This window comes from Epilithonimonas mollis, from assembly GCF_900142325.1.
GTDB lineage: Bacteria > Bacteroidota > Bacteroidia > Flavobacteriales > Weeksellaceae > Epilithonimonas > Epilithonimonas mollis.
Genome location: NZ_FRAM01000002.1, coordinates 848433 through 871407, shown reverse-complemented (window position 1 = coordinate 871407; position 22975 = coordinate 848433). Strand labels below are relative to the sequence as shown.

Here is a 22975-nt window from a genome sequence, read left to right as displayed (position 1 = left end):
AGTAATGGTTTCTTAGCTCAGTTGGTAGAGCAACGGACTGAAAATCCGTGTGTCCCTGGTTCGATCCCTGGAGAAACCACTTTCAACAACCACTTACAAACGTAAGTGGTTTTTTCATATCCTTTAATTAGAGAAATTTGGGTTGATTTTCCAATAAAAAAAGTGATGTAAAAAACACCACTTATATCGGATCCTACTGTTTAGGATTATTCGGAAAGATATTTACTTATTCAACTTAGACCAATTCCCCGATTAGATCATAATCTTCTGCAGATGTAATTTTAACGTTTGCAAATTCTCCGATGGAAATATAAACATCCTTTGTCGGCACTAAAACTGTATTGTCCACATCCGGAGAATCATATTCGGTTCTTCCCACGAAATAATCGCCTTCTTTTCGGTCAAAGATGCATTTAAAAACTTTTCCTACTTTTTCCTGATTTTTTTCCCAGGAAATCTGCTGCTGGATCTCCATAACCTCCTCTACTCTTTTCTGTTTAACCTCATCCAGAATATCATCTTCCAAAACAAAAGCGGTTGTATTCTCCTCATGTGAATATGTAAAACAGCCTAAACGATCAAATCTCTGATCTCTTACCCATTGTTTTAGCTCTTCGAATCTTTCTTCCGTTTCGCCCGGGAAACCGACTATCAGAGTCGTTCTTATAGCCATATCAGGTACTTTTTCGCGGAATTTATCAAGCAGCGCATTGGTTTTTTCAAAAGTTGTTCCTCTTTTCATTGCTTTCAGCAATTCTGTATTGATATGCTGAAGCGGTATATCGATATAATTGCAGATCTTTGGTTCGGTTCTGATAATATCCAGCACATCTTCCGGGAAGCCTGAAGGAAAGGCATAATGAAGACGAATCCACTCGATTCCTTCCACTTTTATCAATTCCTGAAGAAGTTCTCCAAGTGCTCTTTTCTTATAAATATCAAGTCCGTAGAATGTCAGATCCTGGGCGATAAGTATCAGTTCTTTAACTCCTTTTTTTGCTAATTTCTGGGCTTCTGTTACTAATTTTTCAATGGGTGTAGAAATGTGTCCGCCTCTCATCAAGGGGATAGCACAGAATGAGCAAGGACGGTCGCAGCCTTCGGAGATTTTTAAATAGGCGTAATGTTTGGGCGTTGTTGTCAGTCTTTCCCCGACCAGTTCATGTTTATAATCCGCACCGAGATGCTTTAATAAAATAGGAAGATCACGGGTTCCGAAATATTGATCAACATCCGGAATTTCCCTTTCCAGATCCGGCTTATACCTTTCGGAAAGGCAGCCCGTCACAAAGACTTTTTCTACGACACCCTGATTTTTAAGATCAACATATTCCAAAATGGTATTAATACTCTCTTCCTTCGCATTATCAATAAAACCGCAGGTATTGATAACAACAACATCACCTTTCTCTTCATGCACTACTTTTTTACCATTGGCTTCCAGCTGACCCATGAGAACTTCTGAGTCATAAACATTCTTGGAGCAGCCTAATGTGACGACATTGATTTTCTTTTTACCTACAGATTTTGTACGCATCTTATAATTGCTTATTGATAATTAATTTAAGAGTGCAAATTTAGTAATAAAAAAAGGAATCAAATTTTTGATTCCTAATGTATTTTCTAAAAATTATTTTCTTTAAAAGCAGGTGAGGTTTTATCTTTATCAGAAAGTATAATGTCATGTGGCGGTAGCTTCCAGTCGATAGCCAGGTCTGTATCATTCCAAAGCACACTGCCTTCTGATTCTTTATTATAAAAATTATCACATTTATATGAAAAAACAGCAGTCTCACTCAGCACAGAAAATCCGTGCCCAAAACCTCTGGGAACGTACAGCTGCAATTTATTTTGTTCTGTGAGTTCTATAGAAAACCATTGACCAAAGGTTGGTGAATCTTTCCGGAGATCCACTGCAACATCCAACACTTTTCCTTCCAGACAAGAAACAAGCTTAGCCTGTGCGTGCTCTCCTTTTTGCAAATGCAATCCTCTTAAAACGCCATAGCTTGATTTGGAAATATTATCCTGAACAAAATGACCATTCATCCCTGTAAGTTCTTCAAATCTTTTTTCATTGAACTTTTCAAAAAAATAACCTCTTTCGTCTTCGAATATGGTTGGTTCTACTATATAGCAGTCTTTAAGAGGCGTTTCTTTTATTTTCATGAATTACATATTTATTTTCTGATCTTAATATTAAAACATCTGATTACTAAAATCTGAAATTTTAATTGTTTAATTACTATTCATTGTAACTACAATTCTGATTGTTTTTAGAATAATTTCGATATCCATTAACCATGAATAGTTTTTAATATAATAAAGATCATATTCCAATTTTTTGAGATTATCTTCTGGAGTTGCTTTTGGCAAATGAACCTGAGCCCAGCCTGTCACTCCTGGTTTTACGATATGTCTCAAATCAAAATATGCATTTTCATCATTATATATTTTTACAAACTCCGGACGTTCGGGCCTAGGACCGATCAGGCTCATATCGCCTTTCAGGATGTTATAAATCTGCGGCAGTTCATCTATTTTTGATAATCTAAGAAATTTTCCGGCGAAAGTAATTCTATCGTCGTTAGAAGTGGTGTAGCCTCCGCTATGTTTTGATTTCATAGTCCTGAGCTTGTAGATTTTGAAATTTTTAGAATTCCGCCCTACTCTTTCCTGGACAAAAAATAATTTACCTGGCGACGTACACATTGTCAGCAAACATCCAAAAACTATCAATGGAATGGCTAATGGCAGCAATAATAAAGTCACAAGCACATCGACAATCCTTTTTGAAGAAAGTCCTGATTGGTGTTTCATCCCTATGGAAAATATGTCATCGGCCAAATACTCATTCGTTTTCAGCTTTACCAAAGGGATTCTTTTATTGACCATTTCATAGAACTCATGGGCCTCGTAAATCTTTACGCCGCTAAGTCTGGCATCAATAATATCATTAGTTAGATTTTCCGGCAAATGGTTAAGATTTGAGGTTTCAATTATAATAGTTTTTATATTCAAACGGTCTACATATTCCAGAATACTTTTAGTGTTTTTTTCAGAATTATATCTGATCACTTTAAATGATTGTCTGAGTTTTCTACCTCTAAATAATTTTAAAGAGATATCACTTACATTTATAAAGAGACACCTTTCCCTTGGATTAGATACTTTCAGATAAGTTTTTATTTTCATAAAAAACTATGTGTTATGTCTAATCTGTGTTTATTTCTCATCTTGTCACTTAAGTTTAGTTACTAGCTGTTGCAAATATATAAAATATAAATATTCTTTCAAAAAACATCAATGTTTTTTATAATTAACATAAATTATGAAATATAAATCGCTTTATTCATAATTTGTATATTTTCATATATCCTTCAACCATCTTTTCAATAGTCATGTTTTTGTAGAAAATTTCTAATGAATTATCAGAAAACTTTTTGTAGATTGCTGCATCATTCAGTATATATTTAATTTTTTCTGCGAATATATCATCATCATTTTTGACAACATAACCATTCTGATTATCCAAAACAATTTCTGATATTCCTCCAACATCAGAGGACACAATCGGCTTACCATAGCTAAGTGCGTCAATAATAACTATAGGAATACCTTCATAATTAGATGGAAGAACGAAAACGTCTGCAAGCTGGATGTACTTTTTCGCATTCGGCATCCCCTCCAAACAAAAAACATTTGCCGGCAGATTATCATACTTTTTTTCTGCTCCAATCCACACAAAGGCGTATTTAGGAAGTCTTTCAGCAATTTTCAAATAACTTCCAAATCTTTTCTGTGGCGATATACGTGCAATGCACATCACTGTTTTTTCAAATTTTTCCAGTCCTTCGATCCTGAGATTATTTTCTGTCTCAGGAGTTTTCACACCATTATGTACAATTTGCAGATTGGCTGTGATTCCTTCTTTAATCATATTTTGTTTGTCATAATCACTTGCAAGAACAATTGTTCTGCACCTCTTCTGCAACAATTTTTCCAAAGGAAGAAACTTCCTGTAGGAAAGGCGGATAGAGTCGAATCCATGGACAGAATATATTGTTTTACTTTTAGGAAAAACCAATCTTCCCAATATACCTATTTTAGAAGAATGCAGGTGTATAACGTCCGGATTGATGGACTGATATAATTTTCTAAGCCTGAAAGAGGCTTTCATATCTTTAAATAGTGAAACGGGTCTTATAATGTCCAGTATTTTCTCCTGTCTTACCTGGGGATCCAAAGCGTTCCACATTGGGCCATTTTCTCCGGCGGCAACTGTAACATCATGATCTTTACACATTGCGTTCGCAAGTGCTATGACAACTGATTGTGCACCACCAAGATCGGAACGTGTTATCACATGTAAAATTTTCATTTGTACCGTATTATTATATGTAAAAACTATAATTTTTTTTCTTCAGTAACACTTTATTTCTTCCTCTTACAAGAAGATACTCCAAACCTACTAAATTATAAGCAAAATACACAAAACTGGAAATAAAATATTTTAATGAAAACAGCAAATACCTCAAAGAAAAAGTATGCTTTCTTAGTATATAAAAAATGCCCGGGAAACCTTTAAAATATTTTTTGTAATATTTATTTCCTATCTCTCTGTAGAATAACAATGGCTCTGTTGTGGCTTTAAAAACATATTGGTCTCTTGTCCTCATCCAGAGTTCCGTATCTTCTACCCGCAAAGCCAACACATCATAAGGATTGTTTATAAACCATTCGGTTTTAGCAATTATGGTTGGATGAGTAAAGGTTTTTACTTCAATCAAGTCTTTATTTGAAATGGCCATTCTTTGACCTACAACATCATTGTTTTCATCAATAGAATAGACATTGCATCCTAATACGTCTATCTCGGGATTATTTTTTAATATCTCCATCTGCTTTTCTATTCTCATCGGATGCATGATATCATCAGCATCCATCCTTGCTAAAAATTGGGTTCTCGTAAGATAAGGAATTTCATTAAGCCGGTTTCCTAAATTGATATTTTTACCATCCGAAATAATTGTGACTCTTTTATCTGTGCTAAATTTTTTTGCAATTATTAAGGATGAATCGGTAGAGCCGTCATCAATAAGCAAGAGTATAAAATCTTCAAAAGTTTGAGATAGTACGGAACGAATAGCCATTTCCAAATAATCTTCAGCATTATAAAATGGTATTGCAATAGTAACTTCAGGCATCAGGTTTTAATAAAAAACAAATATAAATAAAACTACAGATATCCTATGTCGATATTTATCTATAAGAATATATATAAAAATCTAATTTTTATTTTATTTATGTTATTTTCCTAAATTATCTTATTTTTTTACAAGCATCTAAAAACAGATCTGCAGAGAAAGCCCAGCTTTTCTCTCCAAGAAAGTATCTATGCTGAATATTATCAGACATTTTTTCCAGCAAGGTTCTGTCCTTGTAAACTGTCAGCAGAGCATTAGCTAGAGCTTCGGTATTTTTGGGTTCGATTATAATTCCTGTTTTACCATCTTCCACCATTTCTGGCAAGCCGCCCACATTAGTTGCAATTACCGGTTTTTTAAAAGCAAAAGCAGACATTACAACACCGCTTTGTGTAGCATCCGTGTAAGGACAAACCACTACAGAAGACTGGTTAATAAGATTGGCTAAATTTTCCGGATAGATGTAGTCATTGAGAAAAGTAATTTCAGGGTAGTTTTTATATTCTTCGATGTCAAAATCAAAGTTCCCGCTACCGGCAATAGTGAGCGACATATCAGAATTTTTATGAGAAGATAAAATCTCTACGAAAGCATCTAATAAAAATTTAATCCCTTTGTAAGGCGAAATTCTACCGAAGAACAGGACATTAAAACGAGAAGATGAGTTTTCTTTATCAGTCTGATGGTATCTCAGAAAATCATAAACACTAAGAAATGAGGTATGAATATTTTCCGGATGAAAATGATAATGATTTATGAAATCTTCCTTCTGATTTTCATTGAGTAAAATTTTATGCTTGATTAGTCTGAAGTGAATATTCCTTAGACATCTGTCTAATAATATATTTTCTCCGGAATGAAGAAAAGGGTCATGAACAATCATCAGCATTTTCTTTCTATAGCACAAAGTTGAAATAAAATAAGTCAGCATATAGTTATCCAGAATAATTACATCCGGGTTGATTTTTTTTATATACTGATTGATTTTATATGATATATAAAGCTTTTTAAGAACATTGATATTGCGCGTTCCTTTGATAACATAAGTTTTATCCAATGAAATAAAATCCCGGAAACGTTGCAGATCTTCCACATCCGTGCCCGGAGTGATGGTTTTCTCCAGTTTATCCTTATCTAGAAAATTACTGATCTCGTATAGTGCTTCTACAAAGAAATATACATCACTTTTTTTCCTGAGCGCATTAATAAGAGAAACATTTGCATCCAGAGCAAATGCAGATAAGAAAGCGATTTTCATTACTATTTTCTAATGATTATTATTTTTTCTTGGGGTTAAGAACCTTATCAATATTCTTATTAATAATGTAAAAAGCTTTGGTTGCTGTCGGACTGTCCCAAAGTATATTTTCATATTTCCTCAGAATATTATTATTTGAATTGATCATTTTATATATCCCAAACAGAAACAAAATGACAGTGAACACTGTTTTGAATATCTTTTGAAGTATCACATAATAATAAGGGTACAGTATCCAATATGACATCACAAACAAAGTTGTCATCCTATCAATCAGTACTGAATATTCTGACAGGAACAGATAAGTTGTAGTGAATATTAAAAACAAATTAAAAAAGATATTATGCATTTTATCATCTTTAATATATTCTGCAATTTTTTTGTAAGATGCATAAAACAACAGGAAGGTCAATACTTTTTCAAGATATCCCATAGTGATTCCATATCCGCTACTGTAAAGATCACTTTCCGAATAAACCTCCGCCATCAGGGAATAGGACCCTCCTAATAAATTACCTATCGCTGTAACCATTGGAGTTATATATTTGATCTGTCCCAGATATAATATATTGCCGACGATAAACAACCCCCAAACAATGGGTGTGGGCGTTTTCTTATGTAAAAAGAAATAAAGCGGAAAGTAAAAAATAGCAGAGGAATGTAAGAACAAGCCAAGCCCATTACACAGATAATATTTCAAAGCATTTCTTTCCTTGATAAACTGTAGAGAGTACATGAATAAAAATATTGCCTTGGAGTTTCTCAACAGGTTGAATTCTATAATCAATCCTGAGAATATCAGGAACATGATATAGCCCAAAACATACTGAGGAGAATATTTCTTTAAAAAATAATTCAGAAACAGAATATCAATCAATGCCGAGACAATCTGGAGACAAAAATACTCTTCAGAAATACTCTTAACCAGAATCATGAATACCTTGAAGCCCGGTTCTATTTTTAAAATGTAATCATCATTGAAGCCTGAAAAAAACTTGGAAATCCCTTCTGTATTCCAAATGGTAGGAGCATCTTCATATCCCGGATAATACAATACAAAATCCGTATCCAGATAGCCTCTGAAACCGAAAAAAACAAAGAAAATCAGCATACACAGGTATCTGATCACCTTGATGTCTCCGTTGCCCTTTCTAATCTTATTTTCCCATAAAAACATAAGAAAAAGAATCACAAAAAGAATCACATAGTGTATAGAGTATGCATAGCTGAACGTAGCCTCCATTAATTTTTATTTTTAATTATTTACTGTACAGGTTTTTTATTCATATACAATTCAAAACCTTCTTTGTAAGCTTTTAAAGCTATTTTCCATTGGCTAATCGGATATCTGAAAAACAATACTATAAGGATATATAGAAAATTGTACAGAATTACAAATGCAGCGTAGAAAGGATTATAATTTTTCAAAGCGAAGTAAACTAGATTTCGCCATAAAAACCTCACAGAAAAATCACTCATTTTTCCTGTAGAAGTCGATTCATTATGATGGATCGAAGACCCTGAAATATACCATAATGTTTTGTATTTTTTCAAAGCTCTGTGGACGAAATCGGTATCATCATAATAAACAAAATAGTTTTCATCCATTAGACCTACTGCATCAAAAAGCTCTTTCTTCATCAGCATAAAACAAGTAGGTGCATATTCTACTTTCTTATCCAGATCAAACTGACCTTTATCTTCTTCACCCTGACCGATGTGTAAAGTTAATCCGCTTCGCTTGACATAATCGCCTCCTGCTGCCCATATCTTATTCGTTCCGTAGATATAGATTTTAGGAACTGCCATGTCTGCGTTATTTTTTTCAAATCCAGACAATAATCTTTCAATGGCATGTTCTTCGAGCGCTACATCATTATTTGATAACAATATCAAATCACAACAATCTTCCAGAGCTTTCCGGATGCCTATGTTATTGCCTTTTGCTACGCCATAGTTACCGTCGTTTTCAACAATTACGGTTTCAAAACTGCATGTTGCTGCCAATTTTTTACTAAGTGTCAGAGAATCATCAGGAGAACGGTTGTCTATCACATATAAAACAAAATTTTTGTATGACTGCTTATCCAGTGTCTCAAAAAATTCTTCGAGCACAGACTCGCTGTTATATAAAACTGTAACTATGCCTATTTTGTTGCTCATTTGTACAAGCCTTTCTTTTTCATTTCTTCGATGGAGGATTCATATTTATCTTCAGGAATATCCTGCTTATTTACCCATTTTGTAAATGCTTCGATTCCCTGGTCAAAACTCCATTTTGGCTCGAAGCCAAGTTCAGATTTGATCTTGGAAATGTCCGCAAAGTTATGCCTGATGTCGCCTAATCTGTAATTACCGGATATCTGGATAGGAATTTCTTTTCCATAGAATCTTGATAATGTTTCTGCAACGGTAATAACATCGGTTGCTACACCTGTTCCCACATTATAGACCTGATCATTGGCTTCATCTTTTTCCAGTCCGGCTATTGTGGCTTCGGCAACATCATCTATAAAAACAAAATCCCGGGTTTCTTTACCATCTTCAAAGATATTAATAGGGTTGCCATTTTTGATCCTGGTAGAAAAAATTGATAAAATACCTGTATATGGGTTTGATAAGGATTGCCCAGGTCCATAAACATTCTGATATCTGTACCCTACTGCTGCTATGCCCAGAGATTTGCAAACTGTCAGTACCAGTTGTTCCTGATTTTGTTTTGTAATCCCATATACGGATGTAGGGTGTATTTTGCTATCTTCTGTGGTGGGAAGTATTTCAACATTCTGACTGCAAACCGGACATTTGCAATGGAAGTCACCTTTTGCCATATTTACATCCAGTCTTTCTGTCGGATAAACAATACCATGGATTTCACATTTGTATTTACCTTCACCATATATAGCCCTGGATGCAGCTACTACTACTTTTTTAACCTGATGAGGAGTATTGGCTAAGATATCAAGCATGATCCCAGTTCCGCCGATATTAACGTCTATATACTTCTGTATCTCATACATTGATTGCCCCGTTCCTGTTTCCGCAGCAAGATGAATGACAGCATCCTGTCCTTCAATAGCTTTCAGCCAGTCTTCTTTTGACGTTACCGAACCATTTATAAATTTAACCTTGCCTAGAATACTTTTGTAAAGCGGAGATGTTATTTCCGGATTTTCTCCATGTATCTGTGGCGAAAGATTATCGAGAACAGTAACATTAAGGCCTTTTGCTATAAGTTTTAAAGCGATATTTGAGCCTATAAAACCAGCTCCGCCTGTAATCAGTATATTTTTTTTCATAGTTCAATAAAGTTTCCTTTTGGATCCGTCTTTAGCCAAGCTTGTTTTTCGAAGGAGTATCTTTTTAAAACTACTGCAGGGGAACCCGCAATAACACAATAATCATCAAATTTACCGGAAACCACACTATTAGCACCGACTGTACAATGTCTGCCAAGAAAAGTTCCTTGCATGATAACAGAGTTATTATAAATTTTGCAATTTTCTCCTATAAAAACAGGTTTAGTTTTTATATCTTGTTGCTCTATCGGAATATTTATATCATCATAAGGGTGATGAATATCTGTAATTGTTACGTTAGCCGCAATCGCCGTATTTTTGCCAATTTCAATCAGTTCTGCACACGTAAGATGTATATTTTGCTGAATAGATACACCGTCATTAAGAATTATTCTTGGACTGAACTCTTTTAAATTATATTTCCTGACCCCTTCAATTCTGGCTTTCCAGCCAATAAAAACATTATTTCCTAAGGATATTGACTCAGGTGTAATTAGTGTAGGTTTTAAAATCAAACAATACTTTCCTATTTTTTTGAAAAGAAAATAATACCAGGCAATCGCTTTTAATCTATACCATTTTATATTAATAAAATTTAACAGTTTATATATTAATAACATTACTTTTTATTTTTAATATGATGGTTATAATAATCTTCAATATTCAAAAAAATATCAGAATTATTATCTATCCATTCTATCTTTTTATCCCACCACTTAGATTGCTCTAGAATATCAATCTGTTCATCTTTAAATCTTTTCCGAATAAATTTTGCAGGAACACCACCAACAATAGTATAAGGTTCCACATCTGCTGTCACTACAGAATTTGCAGCAACTATAGCTCCATCTCCCACTTTTATACCATCAGCTATGATTGAATTTGCACAAATCCAGACATCATTACCTATTATGACATTCCTTATGGGATTATGATAATCTTTTGTTTGAAAATTCTTTAAACAATAACTAGGATTTGAATAAATAGCAGGATGTGTACTCACAATCGTATGTGTTGGATGTTTTCCAGGTGCAGTTCTAACATTAGGCCCGATAGAACAAAATTTTCCCATAATAGTTTCACTGATGACAGAATCATCAGAAATATATGAAAAATCTCCTATTGAAGAATTAATCATAATCACATTATTTCCGATCCAGTTATATTTGCCAAATTCAGCATTAAATAACTTAGACATATACCCTATTTTTAAAAACTGGTATTTCCTTTGGTACTTCATTTTAGTGATCACCCATTTCAGATATTCACTCAAAGGATTTTGTAAATAAGATCTATCAAACATACATTCTACTTTTTTAGTGATGAAATTACCTGCTTAATATTTTGATTCTTCAAAACCAAAGGTAAAAATAAAAAAAATGAAAGCACACTTATAGTTACTTTGAGTAAAAACCGGTCTGAAGAAATAAACTGGTATGATAAAAAATTAATTACAATGATCATTATGCTTATCACTAATAACTTAAGTTCTTCTTTCTGAAAGATATTATAAAGACCTATTTTTAATGTCCTGTTATAATTGAAAATCAAAAATAATGATCCTGCGGAAAGCGCAGTTGCCCAAGCAATTACAATTCCATATCCTCCGGCATAGATTCCCAAAGCTATTCCTAAAATTATATTTATGATAGCCATACCTATATGTACAACAACTAAAATATTCAGCCTTCCTTGTCCTAGTGAGCTGAAGTAGGCAGGACCACACATAATATTAATAAAAGTAGCTATACCCAAAATAAACAGGGAAAAAACAAAATTAAAATTAACTTCGCCCAACCATATAAAAGAAATGAGGGGAGCCATTATTATTAATGATGTTGATAATGGTAAATTAAAGAGAAGAAGAATACGGTTCATCTTTATATAAAAAGCCTGCAGATAGGAATCTTCTTGCACTTTCGCTTTTTCTGCAACTACCGGCACTACGACCTGATTAGCATTTGTAAGTAAAGCCCGGAACTGGCTAACCACTTTTGTCGCCATCTCATAATGGCCAAGAAATGCCAATCCGCCATACTTACTCAAAAGTAATTTTGTAGCAGGCTCATAAAGCATCTGGCATATAGATACTAACTGAAATTTATAACCGTAATTGAATAGTTCTTTAAATGAGTCCGAACTCCATTTCCAATAGCGTATCCTATTATCAGGATTAATTTTCACAGTAAAAATCATTGCAACTATAAAAATAAAAATGGATTGTGAGAGCTGAGCAATTGCAACACCTTTGAGATGATATACGGGCGTTAATAAAATAGTCCCAACATACATTACAATGTTTGATGCTACGTATATAAAATTTCTGATATAATTTTTCTGGTGTCCTTCCAATACTGATGTAAATACGCCGCCTATTGCATTTACACACAATGATCCCAAAGAGTAAGGAAGAATTTCTAAAGCAATATTTAGAAATTTTTCATCAACTACTAAGCCAAGAAAGAACTGTGCCCCAGAAATAATTATTAAACTTAAAACTACAAACAAAAAGGACATGGATACTATTGATGTAAAAATCAATTTGCCAAGTTTGCTTTTATCATCTTCGGTCAGGTATTCTGCAACAAACTTTACAAGCCCGGACGTGAGTCCCATATTGGCCAGGTTTGCAATCGATGAAAAAGATAATATCAATGACCATACTCCCAACTGCTTTACGCCGATACTAGCTAACAGATATCTGTACAGAAAGAAATACAGCAAAGCAGTAAACACAACCTGTACAACGGCTGACAAAGCATTAATAGTAAGTTTATTGGAAGAACGACTCATTTGTTTTTTTGTAGTTAGGAATTAACTCTAGCTGAAAAATTGCCACCATTTTTTTTCCTCCGCCTGGTAGCCGTAACCATACTTGTTTCCGTAACCAAAATTAGTCTTATGGATATCATTCAGAACAAAACCTACATTTTTAATTTTATTTGCAGCAATATTTTTATTCGCAAAGTCGATGAAGCTTTTTTCTGTAGTTTCTGATCTTGTCACATAGATGGTCACATCTGCCACTTCCGAAATAAGGAAAGAATCCGTAACCAGCATCAGCGGAGCTGTGTCAAGAATGACGTAATCGTAATCGTTCTTAACAGCATCCAGAAGCTTATGGTATCTACCATTCTGTAACAAATCTGCAGGATTAGGAGGGATACTTCCTGAATAGATAAAGTCGCAGTTTGGATTGATCTCGCTTGGGAAAATAATCGATTTAACATCATTTATCTCGCCATACAGATATTCCGTTAATCCTTTCGCATTCTTCATAGCAGGATTGTACCTCTGAAGTTGTGGATTTCTGATATCAGATCCTATGACCAATACTTTATTCTGAGAATTGGCTATAGCCAAAGAAAGATTGACGGAAACAAAAGTCTTACCCTCTCCTTTAATAGTAGATGTCACAAAGATAACTTTCGCCGCATCTTTTTTCCCCAGCATGAATCTGACATTTGTTACCAGTATCCTGAACGATTCTGCCAAAGGCGAAACGTCATTCTGCATGATAAGATGACCATCGTTTTTGGCAACTCTCGGGATTTCTGCAAGAACAGCAGAATCCATCAAACTATCCAGATCGTGTTTAGTTATAATTTTATTATTCAGTAACTCTTTAATATATATAAATGCAAAAGGTACTAGAAGACCGGCAACTAATGCACCTAAAACAGAAATCATTTTTTTTGGGGAAACAGGTTTCTTCAGCGCATAGGCATTGTCTACGACTCTGGCCTTGCTTCCGGTGATAGCCATAGATATTGCAGCTTCTTCTCTTTTTTGCAATAAAAGCAAATAAAGGCTTTCTTTTATCTGTTGCTGTCTTTCTATATTTCTGAATAATTTTTCCTGTGTAGGAACTTTATTGATTTTAAAATCCCTATTGCTTTTCTCTCCGGTAACAGAACTTTTAGTGACCTCGAAAGCATTTTTACTTCTAAGCAAACTTTCTCTGAGAGAAGATCTGATGGCCTCCAGCTTCTGTCCGTTTTCTATCACGAGAGGGTTTTCCGGAGTTGCATTCTCCAGCAAACGGTTTCTTTCAATAATTGCTGCATTATATAAATTGATTCCGGATGTTGCAGCAGTTGCTGCAGTGGGATCAAAACCGATATTTGTAGGCAGGACAGTATATCTGTTTCTGGGATCATTCAGATAATTCAGCAGCATATTTGCTAACTCTATCTGTGTATTTAATTGTAATATCTGTCTCTCAGCGTCCGTGGAGATCTGCAGATTCAGCCTAGCTTCTGACTGGATGTCGACAATATCGTTGGTTTTTTTGAATTCTTCTTTTTCTGTTTCTACCTGTCCTAATTCTTTTGAAATGAGCACGATCCTTTCGTCAATAAAATCTTTTGTTTTTTTAGATTCCGTATTTTTATCAACAATAGCATACTCATTATATATTCTTACAATATCATCAAGAATATCTATAGCTTTTTCCTTATTCGGATACATCATGGATAAGCTTATGATAGTTGCATCCTTATCGGCCAGATCTACATCAATAGCTCTCTGGTAACTTTCCACAATGTTATCCATTGTAGAAAAAGTAAAGTAAAAATCCTTCAGATCCATTTTCTTTACTTTCTTAGGATTGAATTTAGGATTCTTTGTAATTATAATATTGGCATAAGGAAGACTTATGGTTTTATTAAAAGTTGTGACAATATCTTCTTCCCATTCATCAGAAGAAAGTGTAATCCTGTCATTTTTTATTGCGATCGTCACAGGCTTCTTTGGGAGCTCTTCGTAAAGTTTTTCGTTTATTAAAATGACATTGAACGGATTTGTATCCTTATATAGCTCTACATCATGAAATTCTTCTTTAGAAAAAATGCTGATCTGCAGCTTCAGGTTATCAACAACATCTTCAATCAATTTCTTGGACTTGAATATCTCCAGTTCATTTTCGATACTGTTGGTTCCCATACCTGCAAAACCTCCCAGACCTGCCAATACTCCAAAATCTCCGGAAGCAGAGGACATTTTTTTTGCATCTTTTATTAAAACCGATGATTTTATATTATATACAGGCGTAGTGAATTTTATATAAAGTACAGCTAAAACAAGCGTCAAAAAAACACTAATAACAAACCAATACCATTTCTTTAAATATGGTTTTATAAGTTCTCTTAAATTAAATTCTTCTTCTTTGTTCTTTACGTTATCCATTTAAAAACCTTATTTATTATTATAGCCATAGCCATATTTATTACCATAACCGAAGTTTTGATTCTCAACATCATTGAGAACAAAAGCCACATTATCTAACTTTCCAGTATCCACCAGTTCATTAGCAAATTCGATAAGCGATTTCCCAGTATAGTTGGATCTTGTTACATACAACTTCAAATCTGCATAGTTTGAAATTGTCAGTGTGTCTGTCACCAAAAGCAAAGGTGCAGTATCTATGATGATATATTCATATTCAGTCTTAAGAAAATCCAGTAAAACTCCCAATCTTCCATTTTTCAACAACTCTGTAGGATTAGGCGGAATATTGCCAGAATAAATTATATCAGAAGCATCACTTACAGGATTTTTAAATATCACATCCTGCGGTTGTATACTGGAATCATATAAAAACTCAGACAGGCCGATTTCCGATTTCTTACGATTCTGATATCGTTGAAGCTGCGGATTTCTTATATCAGCTCCTATTATAACAATCTTACTGAAATTGGACAATGTCAGTGCCAGATTCATCGATACAAAAGTTTTACCTTCTCCTTTTATGGAGGAAGTTACATAAATAACCTTAGACTTCAAGCCACTATCCAGCATAAATCCCATATTTGTAATGAGAATCCTGAACGATTCTGCCAGCTGGGAAAAGTCATTTTGCTTGACCAAATGGTCAATATTTTTCTTAATAGAAGGTATCTCTGCCAATACGGGTATAGAAGACAGTGTTTTCAGATCATTTTTATCAATTATTTTATTATTTAGAAATTGTTTTAAATAGATGAAGACAAAAGGCACCAAAGCTCCAATTACCAAACATCCTAATAAAATAATCATTTTTTTGGGAGAAACCGGTTTATCTCCTATCACCGGAGGTTCTACAATTCTTGCCTTTGGTGCGACAACTGCCAGTGATATTGCAGTTTCTTCCCGTTTCTGAAGTAATACCAGATAGAGATTTTCCTTGATCTGCTGTTGCCTTTCAAGGCTTCTGAAAAGCTTTTCCTGCAAAGGTACTTTTGTAATTCTGGAATCGATTTTATTCTGCTCACCCTGATACTCGTCCAAGGCAAGCTGCAGACCTGTTTTATTTTTCAAAAGAGACTCTTGCAAAGATTTTTTCAAAGAATTGATCTTCTGGGTCACTTCGACCACAAGTGGGTTTTGTGAAGTGGCATTTTCCAATAACCTGTCTCTTTCCATGATCATCTTGTTATAAGCCCCGATAACATTATTAGATTCAGAATTATCAAGTCCGATATTGCTTGGCAAAACCTGAAAATCACTTTGTTTTCTGACATAAGCGATAAGATCGTTGGTAAGATCCAACTGGGAAGTCAGCTCAAGCTGTTTTTTTTTGGCTTCCGAAGAGAGTTCGAGATTAACCCTGGTTTCTGTAAGGATATCCGTGATCTTGTTTGCTGTTTTAAACTGTTCTTTTTCGGATTCTACAATTCCAAGTTCTTTCGATATCTTGTTGATCCTTTCTTCTATGAATTCTTTTGTTTTTTGTGACTCAGAATTCTTGTCAAGAATAGCGTCTTTATTATAGGCATCGATCAGGCTTCTTATTATAAGCTTTGCTTTATCCGTCTGAGGATAGTTCATGGAAATATCAATAACCGTTGCATCTTTATCGGCAAGGTCAATTTGCAGCATGTTATTAATTGCTGAAGTTGCAGATTCTAATGTGGAAAAATAGACTTCGAAGCTTGTTCCTATTTCGCCAGCTTTCTCGTTATCAAAATTTTTATTTTTTTCAATGATAATATTTGCAAAAGGAAGACTGATGGATCTTCCAAACTGCACATTTTTTTTGATACCAAATTCCTCAGACTCCAGTATAGTTTTACTATTTATAGTGTTAATAACAAAACTTTTCTTCGGGAATTTTTTATTTTTTTTCTCATTGATAATGAGAATTTTAAAAGGAGAAGTATCCCCGAAAAGTTCCACTTTTCTCAATCCAGATAAAGAGAATATTGCAGTTTGTAAATTGTTTATAGAAACAACATCCCGCGAAAGTTTTTTAGTTTTGAAAACTTCAAGTTCATTCTCGATACTATTAGTGCTCATACCACCGAATCCCGAAAGGCCCTCCAGCATACCAAATTCAGAAACACCTCCCAGAGATTTTTTCGTATCTTTTATAAGGACTGAACTTTTTATATTATAGACAGGAATAGAAGTTTTTATATACAGGATACCGATAAGCAGACAACAGACTATGCTTATTATGAACCAATACCATTTTAACAGGTAAGGCTTAACGAGAGACAGAATATCAATAACCTGTTGATTGCTTGCTTTTTCCATTTAAAATAAAATCACAGAAAAATCACTATCTGAAAAGAAGTGCCAAGAGACCTACTACAACCGAAGCAATGGATATGAATATCCCTGCCTGAGGTCCAAATGCCGACGAATTTTTCTTAGTATTATTAGGAGAAACATAAATGACATCATTCTGTTTTATATAATAAAAAGGAGAATTTATCAATTCTGCATTTGTAAGATCTATATACCGTTTTGTAGTATTACCATCAACATTTCTGATTACCAAAACATTTTTTCTCTGTCCGTATATAGTAAGGTCACCCGCCATACCAAGAACACCTAAAACAGTCATCGACTGACCATCCGGAATCACATAAGTCCCTGGTCTACTAACTTCTCCAAGAACAGTTACTTTGAAATTAGTGTTTCTAATGATAACACCCGGATCTTTAACATATTGTTTTAATCTTTCCTTGACTTCGTCTCTCAGCTGCTCTATTGTTTTGCCGTTTGTATTAAGTTTCCCGATGATCGGAAAAAGGATATCTCCTTTTGAATCCACCAGATAAGTGGGTCCCGATACAGAAGATTGTGCCTGCATAGGAAGGTTGCTGCTTGAAAGAGAAAACTGAGATACTTCTCCCGAGGAATAATTTTGGTTGAAGGGCTTTACAACATCATTATCCTTTGCCGATACAGTTATTACCAATTGGTCGCCGGGCTGAATTGTAAAATTAGAAGTCTGTATAGACGTTTGAATTGCTGTTTGTTCTATATTCTTCATGTAATCGATATCCTCTTTTACTTTACATGAAAATATAATACAAAATAATGAAGCCATAAAAACTATGGATAAAGCTCTTCTCATAAATATAATTCTTAACTGAAGGTTTGCAAATATAGGAATTCTTATTTATCTAACGATTCGTAGATAGAATTATTGCTTTTAAATTCTTTTACTATGCATTTTAGAACTTTCACAATTTCTTGCTTCTCTTCTCTTTTGGAATAATCGATCACGACGTCCGTCATCTCATCTATTTCTGAAAAAGGCATAGACGGGTCTTTCGAAATCATTATTTTTTCGTGTGATGTAGGAAGTGTCTTGGTATCATCACTCAAAAGTTCCTCATATAATTTTTCACCAGGTCTCAAACCTGTATAAATAATCTTTATATCAAGTTCCGGTTCGAAGCCGGAAAGTTTTATCATTCGTTTTGCAAGTTCCAGAATTCTCACAGGATCACCCATATCAAAAACATATATCTCACCGCCAACTCCCATTGTTCCGGCATGCAAAACCAGCTCACAAGCCTCTGCTATCGTCATGAAATACCGCACAATATCAGGATGTGTTATAGTAACAGGGCCACCTTTTTCTATCTGTTTTCTGAAATGAGGAATCACAGATCCGTTGGATCCAAGCACATTACCAAACCTTGTGGTGATAAATTTGGTAGTATTACCTTCCAGATTCTGTAATGACTGGACAAATAATTCTGCAACACGCTTTGATGCACCCATTACATTCGTAGGGTTGACGGCTTTGTCAGTTGAAACCATCACGAATCGGTTCACACTATATTTGCTGGATAAAAGTGCCAGATTTTTTGTACCTAATACATTAACAAGAACAGCTTCATGCGGATTATCTTCTACAAGCGGAACATGTTTGTAGGCCGCAGCGTGATAAACCATCGAGAAATTATATTTCTTGAATAAGGGTTCTAGACGGCTTAGATTAGAAATATCAGCAAGGACAAATTTAAAATTAATGTGAGGATACAACTCCCGCATTTCCAATTCGGAATCATAAAGCGGGGTTTCAGACTGATCAAGAATGACAATTTGCAGCGGCTCCAGAAGTGCGACCTGCTTCACAATTTCTCCTCCAATAGAACCTGCCCCGCCGGTAACCAGAATCGTTTTCTGAAAGTGTCTTTTCTTCACCTCCATATTATCCAGTTTGATCTGTTTTCTGTTAAGGAGATCTTCTATCTGGATAGTCTTTATATTGTTGATAATATCATTATTGCGCAGTTTTTGCATCGATGGGGCCTTGTAGATTTTAAGGTTATACTCCAAAAACAGATTAACCCAAAAATCAAGTTCTTCTTTTAACAATGCTTCCTTAATAACCAGAACACCTTCAACCTCCTTGATTCCTTTTGCCAGATTACTGATAAAAGTTTGTTTAGATACTATTCTTTTATCCAACAGTTTAATACTAAGTCTCTTATCATGATAAGATATAAAACCCTGAATATCAAAAGGTAAATTCGGATTAGAAAGGATTACCTGTGCAATGGCAACAGAGGTGTCGTCATCACCCAATATATATATTTTTTTCCTGCTGGAGCTGCGTTTATTTTCTTTGATGATATTAAAAACACCTTTGACACAAAGCCTGAATACAAATAAAAACAGACATGAAATTGCAAAGTAAAAGCCTAAAAACGGAATCAGTATCAGCTTTTGATCAGAAGCAAGATAAAAAGAATAATTAATAAATAATATAGTTACAATGCTGCAAAGATTCGCAAGAAAAATTTTAAAAAGATCAACAAAGGTGGAATGTCTGATAACGCCCAGATATGTCTTGAATATGTACATGAACAAAACATTGGTTGTCACGAGAAATATAAAGACATAGAACAAAGGAAAAACTTTATAGTGTTTCACATCCAGACCCAGTATCAGTAAATGAGAAACAAAAAGTGATGCAATGATGATCAGTATGTCAATAACTAATATGACCCATCTTGGTAAAAATTTGAGGTCTACAAGATCCAATACATTGTCGTTAAGTGAAAATCTTTTAAGATTTCTGAACTTATCCATTTTTTTTGGTTAGTTATTTAAAATTCGTAATTGCTTATAACATCATATAGTCTGTTTTTATCATCATTTGTTAAATTAGATCCCGAAGGAAGGCATAATCCGGCACCGAATAAATCTTCAGATACAGTTTCTCCGTAGTACGGACAATCTTTAAAAACTGGCTGTAGATGCATCGGCTTCCAAAGTGGACGCGTTTCTATATTCTGTTCTGCGAAAGCAGACATTAAATCATGATTTGTTTTTTTCGAAGAACCATTCAGGGTGATGCTTGTCAGCCAATGGTTGGAAAAGAAATCAGAATCAGTTTCTGAAAAAACATCTACGGCTTCGATATTTGAAAATAGTTCTTTATAAAAAACATTAATTTCCCGTCTTTTCTGAACCCTGTTATCCAAAACCTCCATTTGTCCTCTCCCAATTCCTGCAGAGATATTGCTCAGTCTGTAGTTGTAACCAATCTCGGAGTGCTGGTAATGTGGCGCATTGTCTCTTGCCTGCGTTGAGAGAAAAATCGTTTTATCCTTTTGTTCCTTTGTAGATATTACCAAAGCTCCTCCTCCCGAAGTTGTGATAATCTTGTTGCCGTTGAAAGACAAAATAGCAAATTCACCAAACGTTCCACATTTCCTGTCCTTATAAGTAGAGCCTAATGCCTCCGCACTATCCTCTACCAAAGGTATTTCATATTTTTCACAAATAGCACCAAGCTCGTCCATCATAGCTGGCATGCCATAAAGATGAACAACAATTACAGCTTTTGGTTTCTTATTATTTTTGATTCGGTCCTGTATAGCTTCTTCCAGATATGCGGGAGACATATTCCAGTTTTTTTTGTCAGAATCTACAAAGACAGGAGTCGCTCCAAGATATTTAATTGGATTTGCAGATGCAGAAAATGTGAATGACTGGCATATAACCTCATCGCCAGGACCAACGCCCAGCTGTATCAATGCTAAATGTAGCGCAGCTGTTCCTGAGCTTAATGCTGCAACAAGTTTATCTTCGCCAATGTAATTCTGGATCGACACTTCAAATTCATCAACATTTTTACCCAATGGTGCAACCCAATTCTGGTCAAATGCTTCCTGAACATATTTTAATTCTCCACCACCCATATGTGGAGAAGAAAGCCATATTTTAGATTTCATTCAGATAAAATAATATAGATGATTAATAGTTTATTATAAATTGATTCTTGTGCAAAGTTACTATAATTTAACATATTTTAATTAAAACTATTATTAGAATTATTTTTTATAATTCTTGCAGGATTTCCAACAGCAATACAATGGTCTGGTATATCTTTTACCACTACTGCGCCTGCTCCCACCACCGACCACCTTCCGATGGTTATATTTTGTTTTACAGAAGCTCCAATGCCAACCTGAGCACCCTCCAGCACCCTTACGTTTCCTGCCAGAGCCACATTAGGCGAGATATGAGCAAAATCCCCAATCTCACAATCATGGTCAATACACGCAGCTGTATTAATGATGCAATGGTTTCCGATTCTGACAGATGAGTTAATCACGACACCTGCCATCACTGCATTTCCCTTACCAAAAAAAATATTTCTAGAAAGAATAGCAGATGGGTGAATCAGATTAAAACCGGCAGAATTATATTTAATAGAATTATTTTTCCTGCTTTGATTATTGCCAAGCGCATAGAATACATTATCCATATGCGAAAGAGACACCAAATCATTGGAAACAGAATACTGTAATATTTTTTCAACATCAGCATCTTGGTCAAAAACCTGTTTTATTTCGTACCCCGAGAGTTCCGCAATCTCAATAACTACCTTAGCATGGCCACCTGCTCCTAAAATACAAACCTCCTTATTCATTCCCTTTAAAACTTTCTGTTGTTGCCTTTCCAGCCGTATTGATACCTTCAGATTTAAGCACTTTTTTTATCGTCAGCAGAACAATTTTAACATCCATTAAAAAACTTATGTTATCCACATAGTAAACATCAAAAATAAATTTTTGCTGCCATGTGATTGCATTTCGTCCGTTCACTTGTGCCCAGCCGGTAATGCCCGGTTTTATATGATGTCTTCTTTTCTGTTCGGCGTTATATAATTCAAGATAGCTAACCAATAACGGGCGCGGACCAATGAAACTCATATCGCCTTTCAAAACATTCAGCAGCTGTGGCAATTCGTCCAATGATGTCTTTCTTACAAATTTGCCCATTTTTGTCAGTCGGATCTCATCTGGCAGAAGCACACCATCTCCATCTCTCTCATCAGTCATGGTCTTGAATTTGATAATCCGAAAGACCTTATCATTTTTCCCAGGGCGACTCTGAAGAAAAAAAACATTCTTCTGATTAAAAAAATATAATAAAATGATAATCACAACAAATACCGGCGATAGTATCAAAAGAAGTAAAAATGAAAATATGAAATCAAAAAAAGGCTTAAAAAAAATTTTATACATATCGACAAAACAAATCCGAAATTTTAAGATTTCGGATTTGTGTTTTTATTTAAACATTAATTTTACTGTTGTTTCTTTGATAATAAATTACCAATACCACCCCACTTAGCAATAGTACGGGAACAAGTCTATTAATAGGAACCGGATCCCCTGGGTTACCGGGTCCTTCCTCTTGTTCTCCTCCATCTGGAACACCTTTTGCAGATTGCTGACTATCAAACGTATTATCATTTCCAGATACTGTACTTTGCTGATCATTTTTCGCCTGATCTTTTTCAAATACATTGTTCTGATATTGAGCAAAACACATAGCACTTAGGCTTATGTATAATAGGGTTAGATATCTTTTCATCGCTGGTTTAAAACTAAGCATATTTTTCAGGGTGTAAATATATAAAAAAATAATAAATTTCTAAAAAATTATTAATATTAAATAATATTAATAAT

Annotated in this window: 20 protein-coding genes and 1 tRNA gene; 1 reads left to right on the top strand and 20 read right to left on the bottom strand. The window is 34.6% G+C overall.

The window, feature by feature from the left end:
- The first annotated feature begins 6 nt into the window (after positions 1-6).
- Positions 7-79 (top strand) — tRNA-Phe (locus BUA97_RS11510).
- 156 nt (positions 80-235) lie between these two features.
- Here the strand turns inward: BUA97_RS11510 and rimO are convergent.
- The 20 genes from rimO to BUA97_RS11410 all read right to left on the bottom strand — a co-directional run bounded on the left by rimO (position 236) and on the right by BUA97_RS11410 (position 22901).
- Positions 236-1537, bottom strand: a complete 1302-nt coding sequence (rimO, locus tag BUA97_RS11505) for a 30S ribosomal protein S12 methylthiotransferase RimO (protein ID WP_072998137.1) — start codon at positions 1535-1537, stop codon at positions 236-238.
- 86 nt (positions 1538-1623) lie between these two features.
- On the bottom strand, positions 1624-2169 hold the full coding sequence (gene rfbC, locus BUA97_RS11500) for a dTDP-4-dehydrorhamnose 3,5-epimerase (protein ID WP_072998135.1): 546 nt from the start codon (positions 2167-2169) through the stop codon (positions 1624-1626).
- 69 nt (positions 2170-2238) lie between these two features.
- Positions 2239-3195 carry a sugar transferase gene (locus BUA97_RS11495; protein ID WP_245795887.1) on the bottom strand — a complete coding sequence of 319 codons (957 nt, stop codon included), beginning with the start codon at positions 3193-3195 and terminating at the stop codon, positions 2239-2241.
- Between the two features lie 157 nt (positions 3196-3352).
- The gene (locus tag BUA97_RS11490; protein WP_072998133.1) at positions 3353-4381 is read right to left on the bottom strand and encodes a glycosyltransferase; all 1029 of its coding nucleotides are present in this window, start codon (positions 4379-4381) and stop codon (positions 3353-3355) included.
- A gap of 13 nt (positions 4382-4394) precedes the next feature.
- On the bottom strand, positions 4395-5207 hold the full coding sequence (locus BUA97_RS11485) for a glycosyltransferase family 2 protein (protein WP_072998131.1): 813 nt from the start codon (positions 5205-5207) through the stop codon (positions 4395-4397).
- Between the two features lie 115 nt (positions 5208-5322).
- Positions 5323-6465, bottom strand: coding sequence for a glycosyltransferase family 4 protein (locus BUA97_RS11480; protein WP_072998129.1), 1143 nt, complete (start codon positions 6463-6465; stop codon positions 5323-5325).
- A gap of 19 nt (positions 6466-6484) precedes the next feature.
- Positions 6485-7708 carry an EpsG family protein gene (locus BUA97_RS11475; RefSeq protein WP_084081315.1) on the bottom strand — a complete coding sequence of 408 codons (1224 nt, stop codon included), beginning with the start codon at positions 7706-7708 and terminating at the stop codon, positions 6485-6487.
- A 20-nt stretch (positions 7709-7728) separates the two neighbouring features.
- Positions 7729-8628 (bottom strand): glycosyltransferase family 2 protein, encoded by a 900-nt coding sequence (locus tag BUA97_RS11470; RefSeq protein ID WP_072998126.1) that lies wholly within the window; start codon positions 8626-8628, stop codon positions 7729-7731.
- A complete protein-coding gene (locus BUA97_RS11465) occupies positions 8625-9764 on the bottom strand; it encodes an NAD-dependent epimerase/dehydratase family protein (protein WP_072998124.1) in 1140 nt (379 codons plus the stop codon). Before BUA97_RS11465 ends, BUA97_RS11470 begins: the two co-directional genes overlap by 4 nt.
- A complete protein-coding gene (locus BUA97_RS11460) occupies positions 9761-10384 on the bottom strand; it encodes an acyltransferase (RefSeq protein ID WP_072998122.1) in 624 nt (207 codons plus the stop codon). Before BUA97_RS11460 ends, BUA97_RS11465 begins: the two co-directional genes overlap by 4 nt.
- A complete protein-coding gene (locus tag BUA97_RS11455) occupies positions 10384-10962 on the bottom strand; it encodes a CatB-related O-acetyltransferase (RefSeq protein ID WP_175546198.1) in 579 nt (192 codons plus the stop codon). The genes BUA97_RS11460 and BUA97_RS11455 overlap by 1 nt, the downstream gene beginning before the upstream one ends.
- Positions 10963-11072: 110 nt before the next feature.
- A complete protein-coding gene (locus tag BUA97_RS11450; RefSeq protein ID WP_072998120.1) occupies positions 11073-12557 on the bottom strand; it encodes a lipopolysaccharide biosynthesis protein in 1485 nt (494 codons plus the stop codon).
- 27 nt (positions 12558-12584) lie between these two features.
- The gene (locus tag BUA97_RS11445; RefSeq protein WP_072998118.1) at positions 12585-14951 is read right to left on the bottom strand and encodes a GumC family protein; all 2367 of its coding nucleotides are present in this window, start codon (positions 14949-14951) and stop codon (positions 12585-12587) included.
- 9 nt (positions 14952-14960) lie between these two features.
- Positions 14961-17279, bottom strand: a complete 2319-nt coding sequence (locus BUA97_RS11440) for a GumC family protein (RefSeq protein ID WP_072998107.1) — start codon at positions 17277-17279, stop codon at positions 14961-14963.
- A 25-nt stretch (positions 17280-17304) separates the two neighbouring features.
- Complete coding sequence (locus BUA97_RS11435) at positions 17305-18108, bottom strand: polysaccharide biosynthesis/export family protein (protein WP_072998105.1); 804 nt, start codon at positions 18106-18108, stop codon at positions 17305-17307.
- A 41-nt stretch (positions 18109-18149) separates the two neighbouring features.
- On the bottom strand, positions 18150-20081 hold the full coding sequence (locus BUA97_RS11430) for a polysaccharide biosynthesis protein (RefSeq protein ID WP_072998103.1): 1932 nt from the start codon (positions 20079-20081) through the stop codon (positions 18150-18152).
- Between the two features lie 17 nt (positions 20082-20098).
- Positions 20099-21229, bottom strand: a complete 1131-nt coding sequence (locus BUA97_RS11425) for an aminotransferase class I/II-fold pyridoxal phosphate-dependent enzyme (RefSeq protein WP_072998100.1) — start codon at positions 21227-21229, stop codon at positions 20099-20101.
- A gap of 77 nt (positions 21230-21306) precedes the next feature.
- Complete coding sequence (locus BUA97_RS11420; RefSeq protein ID WP_072998098.1) at positions 21307-21930, bottom strand: acetyltransferase; 624 nt, start codon at positions 21928-21930, stop codon at positions 21307-21309.
- A complete protein-coding gene (locus BUA97_RS11415) occupies positions 21923-22528 on the bottom strand; it encodes a sugar transferase (protein WP_072998096.1) in 606 nt (201 codons plus the stop codon). The genes BUA97_RS11420 and BUA97_RS11415 overlap by 8 nt, the downstream gene beginning before the upstream one ends.
- A gap of 49 nt (positions 22529-22577) precedes the next feature.
- Positions 22578-22901, bottom strand: coding sequence for a hypothetical protein (locus BUA97_RS11410; RefSeq protein WP_072998094.1), 324 nt, complete (start codon positions 22899-22901; stop codon positions 22578-22580).
- Between the last annotated feature and the right edge of the window lie 74 nt (positions 22902-22975).